The sequence below is a fragment of the Fischerella major NIES-592 genome (genome assembly GCF_001904645.1).
Classification (GTDB): Bacteria; Cyanobacteriota; Cyanobacteriia; order Cyanobacteriales; family Nostocaceae; genus Fischerella; species Fischerella thermalis.
The window spans coordinates 50,260-65,198 of the sequence record NZ_MRCA01000016.1 but is presented as its reverse complement, the minus strand read 5'-3'; the positions used below and the strand labels follow the sequence as shown (position 1 = coordinate 65,198).

The window sequence follows — 14,939 nt, the reverse complement described above, 5'->3', positions numbered from 1 at the left end:
GCTAGGGGCTGGAAAAAGCTAAAAAAATGATTTTCATGCCTCTGATAGGTTGTAGTTTGAGACATCTACTTATTCAAGAGGAATATGCAGCCATGTTTGTAAGTGCGATCGCAAATTTTGGCTGAATTGTGAACGTTGTTCGTGTTTTTCTGTACGAATTGGCTTACGTTGTTGATTTAACATCCAGCCATAATCGCTACTCAAGCGTAGTTTATCCTGCCAATCTGAAATAGAGACTATCAGACTAGGTGCAGGAGTGTTATCTGCGCCTTTGACTCTGAACACGTAATTAAATGTGTTTTGTTTGCCAGGAGCAACAGTTGAGGGTTGTCCACATTCTGCTAAAAGTCGCGATCGCACTTGTTCTACCAAACCGGGTTTATCTATTTCTTCCAGTGTGCGAACTGCTAGGGTAAGAGCAAAGTAAAACTCTTCAACGGGAATGAATTCTAATTGCATAAGGTTATTTTACTAGACGGAAAGTCTGTATCATTTACGATTGCTTTTTAATTTTGCTACAGCGACTACTTATTAGTACTGACTACGGCAATAGGCAATAGAAAAATAATATGTGGAATTAATTCTGTCTAACTACTTATTTCTATGATTGAGCATAGGAAGAATCTATGCCTCTAGGTAGATATATAGGTATATTAATATCTGCGTAATCTATAAGTTATTTTTATCATTTATTCAAGTTTCATAATTCAGCTCTTGTATTTGGTCTTACCGATTAGAAATCGCGGCAATTATTAGTATTTCAAATAACTATTATTCTAATTTCTTATAAACAAGACTATAAATCACCTTAATTATCTTCATAGATGCAACGCAATCTTAGTAATTTTCGGTAAAAAACCTAACCTTGCTTATAGATACGATATATAAACAAAACGAATAGAAATATGTAATTTAGCAGATTACTTTTGGCAGAAGATGTATAAAAATATTAGACATATTAAATTAAAATAAAGATTACTTAAACTTTCCACATGATTGAGGTACAAAGGCAGGCGAAATCTCAAACTTGCCTGATACCTCGTTCAATTCAAAAACCAACAGACTATGAACTCTAGAACTGAACAACGCATTGCCTTGATTTCAGTACATGGCGACCCCGCAATTGAAATAGGCAAAGAGGAAGCTGGAGGGCAAAACGTTTATGTGCGCCAGGTGGGTGAAGCACTAGCCCAGCTGGGGTGGCAAGTTGATATGTTTACTCGCAAGGTAAGCACAGAGCAAGACACCATTGTTCAACATCGTCCTAATTGTCGAACAATACGATTAGAAGCGGGTGCTGTGGAATTTGTCCCTAGAGACAATTTATTTGGAAATTTGCCAGAATTCGTGGGTAATTTTCTCAAATTCCAAAGAGAGAATGGGATTACTTACCCATTAATTCACACAAACTACTGGCTTTCTAGCTGGGTAGGAATGCAGTTAAAGAAAATTCAAGGCAGCAAGCAGGTTCATACATACCACTCATTAGGAGCAGTCAAATATAACACTATCAAGACTATTCCTCTAATTGCCAGTACACGGTTAGCAGTGGAAAAAGAGGTATTGGAAACAGCAGAACGGATTGTGGCAACAAGTCCACAGGAGAAAGAACATATGCGATCGCTTGTTTCCACAAAAGGTAACATTGATATCATTCCCTGCGGTACCGATATTGAGCAGTTTGGTTGTATTAGTCAGCAAGCAGCAAGAGTTGAGTTAGGGCTTAACCCCGAAGACAAAGTAGTTATGTATGTGGGGCGCTTTGACCCCCGTAAAGGTATAGAAACCTTAGTGCGTGCTGTTGGAAAATCTCAATTCCGTGGTGATAAACATCTCAAGCTGATCATTGGTGGTGGAAGTCGTCCAGGACATAGTGATGGAATTGAACGTGAACGAATAGAAGGTATTGTTCACGAATTGGGAATGAGCGACTTCACCATCTTTACCGGACGTCTGAGTCAGGAAATTCTACCTTCTTACTATGCTGCTGCTGATGTTTGCGTTGTTCCCAGTCACTATGAACCATTTGGACTAGTAGCAATAGAAGCAATGGCTAGCAATACACCAGTAGTAGCCAGTGATGTTGGTGGGCTTCAGTTTACAGTCGTACCTGAAGAAACCGGTTTGCTAGCACCACCACAAGATGAAGATGCTTTTGCTGTAGCAATTGACCGAATTCTGGCCAATCCCCAATGGCGAGATCAGTTAGGTAAAGCTGGTAGAAAGAGAGTTGAAAGCAAATTTAGTTGGAATGGTGTGGCGACTCAACTCAGTGAACTATACACCCAATTATTGCAACCAAAAGTTCAAGAACAAGAACCAGTATTACTGAGTTCATAGAATTTTTATTCATTAACAATGGGTAATTGGCAATGGCTCAGAAGTAATTTTTTGCTATTGCCATTTACCTATTACTATAATTTTGTTCTGTCTTTCATCCTGATAAAAAACATTGGGATGGAAGACATACTGTTAAATACTGAAATCTAGATAAAATTACCAATTACTTCAGCAATTATAGTTAGCGAACCACAGACAACGCACCGAGGGCAGAGGTATTACGTCTAATGTTAATTAACAAAGGCGCTAATAGATCATGGGAAATAGTCAACAAACCAATGACCACCCAACCATCCATGAAAGATCCATCTGTATTATCTGTGTTTATCGGTGTGTATCGGTGGTCGATTTCTAAAAAAGTTTTATCAAGCTCAAATCCAAAAGTGCGACAACCAAATTGAGCAATGTTTGGCTTCATTTACTGATAAAAAAGCTATAAAAAATAATTGCAAGATAAATATCTAAGATTTTTGAATATTTTCAGTATTCTCACCACCTATTGAAAAGATTTTATTAATTTCCAAAGTTTCTGTAAAATTAAATATTTTTCCTCGACATTTAATCAGACTGGGTTGTAAGTTGTAATAACCACAAAGAAGATTTTGCACAAAGCTCAAGATGCAGAAATATACAAAAATCTGCATTGTTTGTCTTTATGTGTGTTGAGGCAAATTTTCTTGACTTGTTTGATTAGGCATGAGCTATCTCAACAATATCAGGGGGGTAAATCTTTCCATATACAACTACAGAAAAATTGCAGCTTAGGAGATAATATGCGCTATTTGAATAAATATGTAAATCGCAGCAAATCTATTTTTATATTGGGAATAGCAACGCTGAGCTTACTGATGGCAGCTAACCCAGCAAAGGCTTTTACACTTACCCCTTTAGTATCTCAAGATACGGATACAGATTTTGATGATTACGATTTTAATGCCATGCTTGACAGCAACCAGTTTAAAGAACTTTTTGTTGCTGAAGGACGAATTGGTAATAACAGTACAAATACTGCTGAGCGTGAATTAGGTATTAATAGAGATGTGAGAGATCCTGATCCGAATTTAGCTGGTAAACCTGTTGCTCAAGATCAGTTTGTCTGGGGAAATGGTACGTTGTACGATTTAGTTCTAGAGTATACAGGTACTCATGTTAATTACATTGTTGGAGGTAAGACCCTGACTAGCACAGCTTTTAGTGGTTCTGTAACAGATATTTTCTTCCGTACTCGTGCTGCTAACAACAGCACTATGATGCTCAGCAACTTCGTCATCCAAAGCCTAGATCAAAATGGAAATTTACTAGGGAACATATTTAATATTGGAGGTCTATCTTCTACTGGTCAAGGTAGTAGTGATATAGACTATCTCCGACTCAGCAATATATCTACTCCTTTCCGACTCACTGGTAAAGTTTCCATGAGTTGGACTGGTGCGGCACCTAGCCGTTCTAATTTGGCATATCAAATCAAAGTTGGCACTTCTCCCCAGAGCGTACCAGAACCTGCTACAGTCGGAGCTATTTTCTTAGCTGGAATTGCAGGTGTAGGGTGCAGTAAAAGAAACAAACAAACTCAACAAGTCTAATACAGTTTCACTAAATTGGGCGACTAGTGAGACAAGGAAGACAAGGGAGAGGATTTGTATCCAGCATTTTTTGAAATGGTACTAAGAGAATTGTGATGTTGAATTGACGTTTTCCTAAAACTCAATTGCCGCTAACATAAAAGATGCATACCGATAGAGATTTCTGAAGAATCCTTTATTCGGTGTGCATCTCTTGTTTTCAAGAGCTGTGTAAACCATCGAAGTTACTTGAGCGAAAAATTGTTGTGCAAACATTCGACTTTACCACTCTTACTGCTGTTTGTAGCGACATCCGCGCTCAGTGGTTGCCATCGCGCTTGGAACAAGTTTATCAGCGCGATCGCTATACTATTTGTATAGCGCTACGTACCCTCAAACAGCGCGGTTGGCTAGAGATTTCTTGGCATCCCCAAGCAGCGCGTCTGCACATCGGCGATCCACCACCGCGATTACCAGATACATTTACCTTTAGTCAGCAACTAGTTCATCAGTTGGGTAATTTGGCGTTAGTAGCAATTGAGGTGATCGCGCCTTGGGAACGCGTTATTGATTTACAATTTGCTCGTCGTCCGGGAGAAGAACCTCTGTATCACCTGTATGTAGAAATTATGGGTAAATACAGTAACGTGATTCTCACGGATGCGAATAACATGATCATTACTGCTGCTCACCAAGTTAACCAACAAAAATCGAGCGTCCGTCCGATCCTCACTGGACAGCCTTATGAAACACCACCCGCTCTGACTAACGCTATACCTAGTTTGAGCGAATCTCAACAACGCTGGCAAGAACGAATCAGTTTAATACCAACAGCAATTAAGCGACAGTTGTTAAAAAACTATCGTGGTGTTTCTCCAGCATTGGTACAGTCAATGCTTTTGGCAGCAAATATAGATCCAGAAACAAACACCGATACCCTGACACCCCAGGATTGGCAGAGACTTTTTGCACGTTGGCAAGAATGGTTGCAAGCTTTAGCAGAGGAAAAATTTCAACCAGCTTGGACAACAGAAGGATACACAGTACTCGGCTGGGGTGGAATTGAACCAGCAGAGGATATTCAAGAATTACTCAATCGCTACTACACAGATCAACTCAATCAACAAACTTTCTCTCAACTACGGCATCAGCTGACTCAGAAAGTCAGTAATTTTTTAGAAAAATTGCGGTTGAAGGCACAAACTTTTGAGCAACGCTTGCACCAATCTGATCAAGCCGATGAATATCGCACTCAGGCTGATTTGTTGATGACATACCTGCAAAAGTGGAAACCAGGGATGAAGGAAATTAGCCTTCCTGACTTTGACACTGGGAAACCAGTAAAAATTGCCCTGGAACCAGATAGAACTGCTGTACAAAACGCCCAATATCTCTATAAACAGCACCAAAAACTCAAACGCGCTCGTGCTGCTGTTGAACCACTCTTAGCAGAAGTGAATGCCGAAATCGAGTATTTAGAACAAGTCGAAGCAGCGATCGCTCAAATCGAGAATTACACAACAGCAACAGATTTGCAAGCCCTAGAAGAAATTCGTGAAGAATTAATTCAACAGCAGTATTTAGAAGATCAAGAATACCGCAGTCGTAGTACTAACGAAACCACTGATAATTTTCATCATTACCGCACCCCTAACGGTTTTGAAGTTTTGATTGGTCGTAACAATCGGCAAAATGATCAATTAACGTTCCGTATCGCTAATGATTATGACCTATGGTTTCACACTCAAGAAATTCCAGGCAGCCATGTACTACTAAGACTAGAACCCGGTGCTGTTCCAGACGAAACAGATTTACAATTTACTGCTAATCTGAGTGCCTATTACAGTCGCGCTCGTCAAAGCGACCAAGTGCCAGTAGTTTACACTCAACTAAAGTATGTCTATAAACCCAAAGGAGCGAAACCGGGAATTGCTATTTACAAGCAAGAACGGATTATTTGGGGACAACCACAGTTAGTTAGTGGTTAGTGGTTGATTGTTGGTTGTTGGTGGTTAGTGGTAGCCCCGACGGGTAGCCTACTCTTTAAAGCCGCTCTGGCTGCTTCCACTGCTCCGTGTAGTTTGTGCTGAGGGAGGAAAGTTACCAGAATAATCATGGTACAGTAATACGGATAATGGGGTCTACTCGCGAAAGCAACGTGACTGCGCCAGAGTTAAAAACCACTGAAAAATGGCTTATGAATCGTCGTGAATTTATCGGTTGGGTGGGTGTGGGGAGTTTAGCTAGTTCTCTACCTGTAGTCATTGCGGCTTGTTCTTCGGAAACCAAATCCCAAGTGACTACTACTCCTCCTCGTGCTGATGGTTTTCAAGTAGTTGGCACGGTCGCAGATTTAGAGAAAAACGGTCAACTCTTAAACGGGGAAACTGCTGCTGGTAAGGTGTTAATCGTTAAATATCCTAAGAATACCAGCCAGATAATAGCCGTCAACCCCACTTGTACTCATAAAGGTTGTGTTGTGGGATGGAATCAAGACCAAAGTTCTTTTGTATGTCCCTGTCATGGTTCTAAGTTTGCCAGTGATGGCAAAGTGACAAATGGACCAGCAGAAAAACCTCTTTCTACCTACACAGCCAAGGTGGAAGATAAGGAAGTTTTGGTGAAAATAAAATAAGTTAATAATGCGACATCCGGTCTGAGATAAAAAGTAAATACACCCTATCTATTTAGGTTGTTGTGTGGCATGAATATTTCTGGTGATAACTCATCAAACCTAGTTGCAATAGCTAAAAAAACCCGTTTGGCAGCACTTAAGCTTTCAGTTTCATCAACGGAGGCAAAAAATCAAGCGCTCGAAGCGATCGCTCAAGCTTTAGAATCAGCAAAAGATCAAATCCTACAAGCGAATGTTGCTGATTGTCAAACTGCTGCTGCTGAAGGTATTGCCAAACCACTTTATAAACGCTTGCAGTTAGATGAGTATAAGTTAAAAGATGCGATCGCAGGAGTCAGAGATGTTGGCAAACTTGCCGATCCTGTGGGTGCAGTACAAATTAACCGCGAACTAGATACAGGTTTAATTCTCAAACGCATCACATGTCCATTGGGAGTTTTAGGCGTAATTTTTGAAGCGCGTCCAGAAGCAGCAATTCAAATTGCAGCTTTGGCAATTAAGTCGGGTAACGGCGTGATTCTCAAAGGTGGTAAAGAAGCGATTCGTTCTTGTGAAGCCATAGTCAAAGCAATTAAACAGGGATTATCAGCAACTGCTGTTAACCCAGATGTAGTGCAGTTATTAACAACCAGAGAAGAAACTTTAGAACTTTTAAAACTAGATAAATATATAGATTTAATTATTCCTCGAGGTTCTAACTCTTTTGTACGGTTTGTGCAGGAAAATACCCGCATACCTGTACTAGGACATGCGGATGGCATTTGTCATCTTTATATAGATAAAGCTGCTGATTTCAAGAAAGCAATTACTATAACTGTTGATGCCAAAACTCACTATCCGGCTGCATGTAATGCCATCGAAACTTTGCTAATTCATGCTGAAATTGCCCAGGATTTTCTACCAAAAATTGCTGAGGCTTTGCAAACCCAAAATGTTGAACTAAGAGGCGATGAACGCAGCCGCAAAATTATACCAAGTCTCCCATTAGCCACAGAAACAGATTGGGAAACTGAATACAGCGATTTGATTTTGGCAATTAAAATTGTAGATTCTTTAGAAGAAGCGATTGCTCACATTAATGATTACAGTTCTAAACATACCGATGCGATCATCACTGAAAATGCAAAGGCGGCTGAAACTTTCCTAGCATTAGTAAATTCTGCTGGAGTCTACCACAACTGTTCTACTCGCTTCGCAGATGGCTTCCGTTATGGTTTTGGTGCGGAGGTTGGAATTAGTACTCAACAAATGCCACCTCGTGGTCCTGTTGGTTTAGAAGGATTAGTTACATACAAGTACCAGTTAACAGGTGATGGTCATATTGCTGCTAATTATACTGGTGCTAATGCCAAATCTTTTACTCACAAGGATTTGGCATAAAATATTGCCTTTTGCTGATTCAACTTAGTGCCTTAGTGTCTTGGTGGTTCAATAGGATTTCTTTTTTCACCACAAAGACACAAAGACACCAAGAAAATGTTTTGTTCAAATATATGTGAGTTACATAAGTAAATGAGCAAAGCACAATCAATTCTGAAACAGCATAGATTGGTTAATTGATGTTATTATGCTTCCTACGTTGTTACGTAATTTAAAATGTAAAACGGTAAATGGTAGGTAATGGTTTTAGCACCGCTGGTTAAGCTTATTCAATATATTACCTGAGATAATAAATAAAAAAAAGTAGGCTTAGTTGCCAGTTTGGCACTTTTGGCTGTGGAGAAGGTGATAAATACTTATGATAGATTTTACTAATACTTTGATATGTTCGATTTTAAAATTGTGTTGTATGTTCGCAGTTCAAAAAAACACAGGATAAAAAATGAGTACGATGCGATCGCCTGGAATTTTCAAAGTAGGGGTATGAAAGTTTAGGTGTGTCAGGGTGTAGGGAAAAAGTAAATACCTACTGATTTACTTATATTTTGATTTCTAATTATGTTCTTTCCCTTAAACCCAGTCCTATTAAACTAATGCTTTGAGTAACGCTTGCAGCTTGAGTTGAATTTCTGCAAGTTCTTTTTCAGGATCGGAACCTGCTACGATACCAGCACCTGCGTAAAGTCTCGCGCGATCGCCATCTATAAGTGCGGAACGAATACCAACAATAAACTCACAGTTACCATCTGCGTCTACCCATCCCAAGGGTGCGGCGTATAAACCCCTCTCAAAGCTTTCGTAACGCCGAATTTCCACACAGGCTGCATCTGGTGCAGTACCTGCAACTGCTGGTGTGGGATGCAGTTGGGAAACTATCTTTAAGGGATGCACTTCATCGGGAACGATGGCGCTAATAGGTGTCCATAGATGCTGAATATTAGATAATTGTCGTAAGCGAGGCGGTAATATTTGCGGTAATAAACCTAGTTGTGAGAGGCGTTGAGTAATAAAGTCAATTACTAGGGAGTGTTCGTGTCTTTCTTTTTCACTGTTGAGTAGGCGATCGGCGTTAGTAGCATCTTCCGCAGGTGTTTTACCCCGTGCTGCGCTACCTGCTAAAGCATCGGTGATCAGTTGTTGGTTGTGAATACAGATTAAACGTTCTGGACTCGCACCAATAAAGTTTTGTCCTTTACCGTTACTTGTAGAGAAAATATAACAATTTGGATGTAGCTGTCGCAAGTTATGCAAGGAATTAAATAAATCAAATGGGGTGTTGGAGCTAACGTCTAGTGCATCTGCTAGCACAATTTTACTCACATGGGTAGAGCGAATCGTTTCTAATGCTGACAATACCGAATTTTTAAACTTTTCTGGATTAGCAACTGATTTTTTACTGAACTTTGGCTCTTGAAAATTTTGGTGAGGGGAATAAAATTCCCAAGAGTGAATAATTTCAATTTTTCTCCAGAGAATCTGCAATATTTTTTCAATATTGACGTCTGCATGGATGCTAAAATTAGCAACTAAGATACAGCATTCTTCTTTTACGGCTATTTGCCAACGAGGAAGAAAAACCGTAGCTGCTGGAAATGGATAATTTTCTTGTTTATTGATATCAAAAAAACTAAAACCACAAAAAAACAGAGGTTTGGAAAAAGTTCTTTCTGTGGTGGCAAAATTAATTATGTTTTTTAAACAATACTTGATAAATCCTTCAGATTTGGTAAACCGTTCCTTTCCCTGTAGTTGTAATTTTGCTACAGCACCAATTGCAGCGATCGCTTCTTTTTTGCTCTGGTTTTCCCAATAAAAATTTAGTTGATGTGGTTGTGCCAGTTTATTCAGTACTACTAAGGGGTCAACCAAGTTAATTTCCAGCGAAATACTGGCAATTTGAGTGGAATTATTTTTGATACTCTTCCGCTGAGCAGCAACAAGAAATTGGTATAGTTCCCTATTATATACACAAAAGTCAGCGGCACATGGTGAAACTGTCATGGATCTAAAAATAGTAAATTTTTTTGAAGTAATCTTCCTAAACAGTGATAAATCATGGTCGTATTTCTACAGGTAACACAAACAGTCGCTGTTTCACCAGCGTGTTGGCTCTGCCAAATTATGGTTTTGCAATACCATGTGTGGTAAGACCTAGTTTTGTGGTGCAGATTGTGGCCATTAATAAGAAATTAATCGCAGACGTAGAAAAATCTTTCTTGAGGTGTTACCTGTAGATAGCTTGGATAAGACCAGAAATTTTGGACAGAAGAAAGTGCTGATAATACAATTAAGTGCGAATGATGACTACAAATCTGATTTCATATCCCAAAAAGAATGCCAAAAATAAATTATGGATGGCGGCAATAAAACCGCCGATGTACAGTGTTGCAATTATGCCCATCTGGGTAGGAACGGCTATTGCATATGCAGAAACGAAAATTTGGAATTGGACTGTTTTTTCTGTTTTTTTAGCTGCGGCAATTTTGATTTTGGCATGGGAAAACCTCAGCAATGATGTCTTTGATTCTGAAACAGGAATTGATCAAAATAAACATCATTCTTTGGTGAACTTAACAGGTAACAAACTATTAATATTTTGGTTAGGAAATATATTTTTATGTATAGGCTTGCTGGGAATACTGGCGATCGCTTGGTGGCAGCATGACTGGACTGTAATTGGGTTAATTCTAGTCTGTTGTGCTTTGGGCTACTTTTACCAAGGGCCTCCCTTTCGTTTAGGATACCAGGGTTTGGGTGAAATCTTGTGCTTTTTTGCCTTTGGGCCAATTGGCATGGCGGCTGTATACTACAGCCAAACTCAAAGTTGGTCAACACAGAATTTAGCAGCTTCAGCGATTGTTGGTATCGCCACAACTCTGATTTTGTACTGTTCGCACTTTCACCAGGTTAAAGACGATTTAGCCGCAGGGAAGCGATCGCCCATCGTCCGTTTGGGAACTCAAAGAGGCGCACAACTCCTTAGTTGGTTTACTGCTAGTATTTACGCCCTCACCTTGGTATTTGTACTTGCAGCTGTTTTCCCCCCATGGACATTACTGAGTTGGGTGAGTTTACCCTTCGCGATCAAGTTATGTCGCCACGTCCAGCAAAATCATCACAACCCAGAACAAGTTAGTAACTGTAAATTCATCGCCGTCGCCGTCCATTTTTGGTGTTGCTTGCTGTTTGGTGTGGGATTTCTGCTTTGACAACGCGATTTGATTTTGAAACTGACTCGTGGTGATTGTCCTTAGTCCTTAGTCATTGGTCATTTGTTATTACAAATGATGAAATTTATTTGATCTAGAGGTAGTGAATTATCAATTTGACTTTCGTCCTTACCGAAGAAAATTTGTGCGCGGGGTTGCTACTAGTCATGGTGTCTGGGAGATCCGTGAAGGTATTATTCTTCGCCTCACAGACGAAACTAACAAAGTAGGTTGGGGAGAAATAGCGCCGATTAGCTGGTTTGGTTCCGAAACCCTAGCACAGGCTTGGGATTTTTGTTGTCACCTACCACAAGAAATTACAGAAGAAACAATTTTTTCTATCCCGGATCAATTACCGGCTTGTCAATTTGGATTTGAATCAGCACTTTTTTCTCCCCCCACTCCTCACACTCCCCCCACTCCCCTCACTCACAGCGCTTTACTACCCGCAGGAGAACTAGCACTACAAGCGTGGGAAAATTTGTGGCAGCAGGGGTATTCTACTTTTAAGTGGAAAATCGGGGTTTATCCTACGCCTGTTGAACTCAAAATTTTAGATTTACTCACCCAAAGCTTACCAGCCTCTGCAAAACTGCGATTAGATGCTAATGGTGGATTGAACCAAGAACAAGCAAAGTTGTGGTTGGAGAGTTGCGATCGCTGCAAAGCCAATATTGAATTTCTCGAACAACCCCTATCTGTAGATGAATTTCCGGTAATGGTGGAGTTGAGTCAACGCTATCAAACAGCGATCGCTTTAGACGAGTCTGTTGCTACACTCCCACAGCTAAAGTACTGCTTTCAACAAGGTTGGCGAGGAATTTTCGTCATTAAACCAGGAATCGTCGGTTCCCCGTCTCGCCTACGTCAATTTTGCCAGCAGCATGAAATTGATGCGGTGTTTTCTTCTGTATTTGAAACCGCTATTGGTAGAAAAGCTGCCCTGCAAATAGCAGTAGAATTATCCAGATACAACCGGGCGATGGGTTTTGGTGTTGATCATTATTTTGTTGAGGAAGAGGGGGTGGAGAGGTGGGGGGTGTGAGGGGTGTGTAGACGCGCCTTCTTCGGCTTAAGGTAAGGGTGGGGTGTGAGGAGTATGAGGAGTATGAGGAGTATGAGAGGGGGGCGATCGCTCACCTGCACCACCACCTACAGATAGTGTGAGGAGTATGAGGAGTATGAGAGGTGGAGGAATTACCACTAACCACTAACTACTAACCACTAACCAATGTACAGACGTTCCATGGCACGTCTCTACAATAACTAACAACCAACCAAAATGGAGTTTTTAGGGAATTTTACTTTGGTGTGCGATCGCAGTGATCAACTGGCACAGTTAACTGAACAATTTTATCTAGAGTTAACACAATTTTCCGACTGGCAAACACCACCAAAAATCATTTTAGCCGAACGCGAACCCGTACGATTTTTAGCAGGTTTTCTCGCTGCTGTTAGTGCAAAATGTCCTATTTTTCTTTGTAATCCTAATTGGGCAAAACAGGAATGGGAACAAGTATTTGATTTAGTCCAGCCAGATATTATTTGGGGAACTAGTTATAAGGAATTGGTCATCGATAATAACAAAACCAATTACCAATTACCAATTACCAATTACCCACATATCATGGTTTCTACTGGAGGTTCATCAGGTAAGATTAAATTTGCTGTTCATACCTGGGAAACTCTCACAGCTTCAGTACGCGGTTTTACAGAATATTTTCAACTAGAAAAAGTCAATTCATTTTGTGTATTACCTTTATATCATGTTAGTGGTTTGATGCAATTTATGCGTTGTTTTACTACTGGTGGTAAATTGGTAATTTCAGCTTTTAAAAAATTAGCAGATTATCAATTAGATCAATTGGAAGCAGCAGAATTTTTCATCTCTTTAGTACCAACTCAGCTACAAAGCTTGCTGCAAAACTCAGATTTAACAACATGGCTGTCCCAATTTCAAACAGTCCTTTTAGGAGGTGCGCCAGCTTGGGATGAAATTTTAGAAAAAGCGAGATATTACCAAATCCGCCTAGCTCTCACCTATGGTATGACAGAAACTGCTTCTCAAATTGCCGCACTCAAACCAGATGATTTTCTCAATGGTAAAGTTAATAGTGGTCAAATTCTGCCTCATGCCAAAGTTTTAATTTGCAATGACAAAGGCGATATTTTAAATACTAACCAAACAGGAAATATCACAATTCAAGCAGAATCTTTAGCACTTGGTTATTATCCCCTAGCTGCTAACCACCAGCCCCCAGTCCCTACTTTTTCTACAGATGATATCGGCTTCATAGACAACAAAGGTTATTTAAATATTGTAGGACGTAACAGCGACAAAATCATCACGGGCGGAGAAAATGTCTACCCTCCAGAAATAGAATCGGCAATTAAAGCAACTGCAATGGTAAGTGATGTTTGTGTTGTGGGTATTCCAGATCAATATTGGGGACAAGCTGTAACAGCTATTTATGTCCCTAAAAACTTAGATTATTCTATAGCAGAAATTCAAAATTTACTCAAAGATAAACTCAGTAAATTTAAGCTTCCTAAACACTGGATTCCTGTTGAAAAGTTACCCCGCAACTCTCAAGGTAAAATTAACCGACAGCAGTTACGGGCAATAGCTTTAGATAGCATTTTGAAACGCAGAAAGACGCAGAGATAGCGCAGAGGAACGCGGAGTTTTTAGACATGAGAATTTTAAGTTTTCAAATCGCTTCTCTCGATTTTCTTCTCTCTGCTTTCTCTGCGTCTGATGCGTTTACTTCCAACCATTCAATCATCTGCTGAGGTAATTCTGTTTTTTGTCTGCTAGTGACATCAATGCAAACATGCCTAGTAAATGCCTTAGCTACCATTACATCTGCTAGTGCAATTTCGTAATTGATTTCAAACTTTTCAATACTCAGTTTTTGTGGCATTAAACTAACGATTAATTTATCACCACAAAACATTGGACGAAAAAAGTCAACATTAGCATGAACAATCGGAAAAGCTACTGTTGGGTTACTAAAAAACTCCTTAAGATTAATACCAGATGCTTCTAAAGATTCTTCGTAAGCTTCATGACAAATACTTAAAACATTGGCAAAGTAAACTACCCCAGCAGCATCAGTATCTTGAAAGCGAACAGTGCGATGATAAGTAAAAGTCATTTATATATTACGCTGGCTAGAATGAGTGCTGTTTATAATCATTAGTTCTCAGGGATTGCGAGGGGCCAGATCCCCGACTTTTAAAAAAAGTCGGGATCTCACAGCCAACTAAAATTAATGGGATAGATTACTACTTAGAGGCTCAAATCTAAATCCTAAATTATTTGACTGGTTGCAAGCGCGTTACTTTAAGTTTAAAAGCCCCTACTCCAGTTTCGCCAAAAGATCGGACGCGAACAATGTACGTTCCAGGTTCGGTAATGCGAGTAAATAACAAGGAATTACTGGTACCATCAGGGCCATCATCATTTTCTGCTACTGTCGTGCCGTCTGGAGCCAGTAAAGTAACAATACTGTCAAAGCTTTCAGAACTGAGATCAACTGCTAGATTATCGCCCTTTTTCAGAGTCACCATATAATCACGGGCAAATCCACCCTGACCTGTGGGAATATCTTTTTCTGACAGCGTATCGGAAACTTCATAACTGCCAGGTAGAGGAATTGGGTTATACAACTTATTAAGTTGAGCAAAAGCTGCTGTTGAACTTACGCCAATTACCAGCATAGAGGCAGGAATGAAAGCGATCTGTTTTAAACTTACTACAAAAGCCTGACTTCTCATCCCTAAAAGTTTTCCCACAAACTAAGCGTGATT

Annotated in this window: 14 protein-coding genes; 8 read left to right on the top strand and 6 right to left on the bottom strand. The window is 39.9% G+C overall.

Features of this window, described 5'->3' with window-relative positions:
- Positions 1-69: 69 nt before the first annotated feature.
- Positions 70-459, bottom strand: coding sequence for a hypothetical protein (locus NIES592_RS20895; RefSeq protein ID WP_062245610.1), 390 nt, complete (start codon positions 457-459; stop codon positions 70-72).
- Positions 460-1,065: 606 nt separating this feature from the next.
- Here NIES592_RS20895 and NIES592_RS20890 point away from each other — a divergent pair.
- Positions 1,066-2,340: a glycosyltransferase family 4 protein gene (locus tag NIES592_RS20890; protein ID WP_062245612.1), complete on the top strand. Its 1,275-nt coding sequence runs from the start codon at positions 1,066-1,068 to the stop codon at positions 2,338-2,340.
- A gap of 181 nt (positions 2,341-2,521) precedes the next feature.
- On the opposite strand, the gene NIES592_RS20885 is transcribed toward NIES592_RS20890, so the two are convergent.
- Complete coding sequence (locus tag NIES592_RS20885) at positions 2,522-2,758, bottom strand: hypothetical protein (protein WP_073556782.1); 237 nt, start codon at positions 2,756-2,758, stop codon at positions 2,522-2,524.
- Positions 2,759-3,113: 355 nt separating this feature from the next.
- On the opposite strand from NIES592_RS20885, the gene NIES592_RS20875 reads away from it, so the two are divergent.
- The 4 genes from NIES592_RS20875 (at position 3,114) to NIES592_RS20860 (ending at position 7,917) form a co-directional block, all read left to right on the top strand.
- Complete coding sequence (locus NIES592_RS20875; RefSeq protein WP_073556781.1) at positions 3,114-3,923, top strand: choice-of-anchor W domain-containing protein; 810 nt, start codon at positions 3,114-3,116, stop codon at positions 3,921-3,923.
- A 245-nt stretch (positions 3,924-4,168) separates the two neighbouring features.
- Positions 4,169-5,890 (top strand): Rqc2 family fibronectin-binding protein, encoded by a 1,722-nt coding sequence (locus NIES592_RS20870; RefSeq protein ID WP_073556780.1) that lies wholly within the window; start codon positions 4,169-4,171, stop codon positions 5,888-5,890.
- A 209-nt stretch (positions 5,891-6,099) separates the two neighbouring features.
- Positions 6,100-6,537, top strand: coding sequence for a QcrA and Rieske domain-containing protein (locus NIES592_RS20865; RefSeq protein ID WP_062245622.1), 438 nt, complete (start codon positions 6,100-6,102; stop codon positions 6,535-6,537).
- 69 nt (positions 6,538-6,606) lie between these two features.
- Complete coding sequence (locus NIES592_RS20860) at positions 6,607-7,917, top strand: glutamate-5-semialdehyde dehydrogenase (protein WP_073556779.1); 1,311 nt, start codon at positions 6,607-6,609, stop codon at positions 7,915-7,917.
- Between the two features lie 585 nt (positions 7,918-8,502).
- On the opposite strand, the gene NIES592_RS20855 is transcribed toward NIES592_RS20860, so the two are convergent.
- Positions 8,503-9,918 carry an isochorismate synthase gene (locus tag NIES592_RS20855; RefSeq protein ID WP_062245626.1) on the bottom strand — a complete coding sequence of 472 codons (1,416 nt, stop codon included), beginning with the start codon at positions 9,916-9,918 and terminating at the stop codon, positions 8,503-8,505.
- A 299-nt stretch (positions 9,919-10,217) separates the two neighbouring features.
- On the opposite strand from NIES592_RS20855, the gene menA reads away from it, so the two are divergent.
- Positions 10,218-11,126, top strand: coding sequence for a 2-carboxy-1,4-naphthoquinone phytyltransferase (menA, locus tag NIES592_RS20850; protein ID WP_073556778.1), 909 nt, complete (start codon positions 10,218-10,220; stop codon positions 11,124-11,126).
- Between the two features lie 103 nt (positions 11,127-11,229).
- The gene (locus NIES592_RS20845; RefSeq protein ID WP_073556777.1) at positions 11,230-12,171 is read left to right on the top strand and encodes an o-succinylbenzoate synthase; all 942 of its coding nucleotides are present in this window, start codon (positions 11,230-11,232) and stop codon (positions 12,169-12,171) included.
- 27 nt (positions 12,172-12,198) lie between these two features.
- On the opposite strand, the gene NIES592_RS26040 is transcribed toward NIES592_RS20845, so the two are convergent.
- On the bottom strand, positions 12,199-12,330 hold the full coding sequence (locus tag NIES592_RS26040; protein WP_256678191.1) for a hypothetical protein: 132 nt from the start codon (positions 12,328-12,330) through the stop codon (positions 12,199-12,201).
- 78 nt (positions 12,331-12,408) lie between these two features.
- On the opposite strand from NIES592_RS26040, the gene NIES592_RS20840 reads away from it, so the two are divergent.
- The gene (locus NIES592_RS20840; RefSeq protein ID WP_073556776.1) at positions 12,409-13,794 is read left to right on the top strand and encodes a 2-succinylbenzoate--CoA ligase; all 1,386 of its coding nucleotides are present in this window, start codon (positions 12,409-12,411) and stop codon (positions 13,792-13,794) included.
- Positions 13,795-13,837: 43 nt separating this feature from the next.
- On the opposite strand, the gene NIES592_RS20835 is transcribed toward NIES592_RS20840, so the two are convergent.
- Entirely contained in the window at positions 13,838-14,284 is a 447-nt protein-coding gene (locus NIES592_RS20835; protein ID WP_073556775.1) for an acyl-CoA thioesterase, read from the bottom strand.
- Between the two features lie 160 nt (positions 14,285-14,444).
- Positions 14,445-14,906, bottom strand: coding sequence for a PPC domain-containing protein (locus NIES592_RS20830; protein ID WP_009459012.1), 462 nt, complete (start codon positions 14,904-14,906; stop codon positions 14,445-14,447).
- Positions 14,907-14,939 lie beyond the last annotated feature (33 nt).

Coding starts and splice junctions, on each gene's coding strand:
- NIES592_RS20835 (WP_073556775.1), bottom strand. CDS start 14,284: ATGACTTTTACTTATCATCGCACTGTTCGCTTTCAAGATACTGATGCT.
- NIES592_RS20855 (WP_062245626.1), bottom strand. CDS start 9,918: ATGACAGTTTCACCATGTGCCGCTGACTTTTGTGTATATAATAGGGAA.
- NIES592_RS20875 (WP_073556781.1), top strand. CDS start 3,114: ATGCGCTATTTGAATAAATATGTAAATCGCAGCAAATCTATTTTTATA.
- NIES592_RS20840 (WP_073556776.1), top strand. CDS start 12,409: ATGGAGTTTTTAGGGAATTTTACTTTGGTGTGCGATCGCAGTGATCAA.
- NIES592_RS20895 (WP_062245610.1), bottom strand. CDS start 459: ATGCAATTAGAATTCATTCCCGTTGAAGAGTTTTACTTTGCTCTTACC.
- NIES592_RS20860 (WP_073556779.1), top strand. CDS start 6,607: ATGAATATTTCTGGTGATAACTCATCAAACCTAGTTGCAATAGCTAAA.
- NIES592_RS20885 (WP_073556782.1), bottom strand. CDS start 2,758: ATGAAGCCAAACATTGCTCAATTTGGTTGTCGCACTTTTGGATTTGAG.
- NIES592_RS20890 (WP_062245612.1), top strand. CDS start 1,066: ATGAACTCTAGAACTGAACAACGCATTGCCTTGATTTCAGTACATGGC.
- NIES592_RS20830 (WP_009459012.1), bottom strand. CDS start 14,906: ATGAGAAGTCAGGCTTTTGTAGTAAGTTTAAAACAGATCGCTTTCATT.
- menA (WP_073556778.1), top strand. CDS start 10,218: ATGACTACAAATCTGATTTCATATCCCAAAAAGAATGCCAAAAATAAA.
- NIES592_RS20865 (WP_062245622.1), top strand. CDS start 6,100: ATGAATCGTCGTGAATTTATCGGTTGGGTGGGTGTGGGGAGTTTAGCT.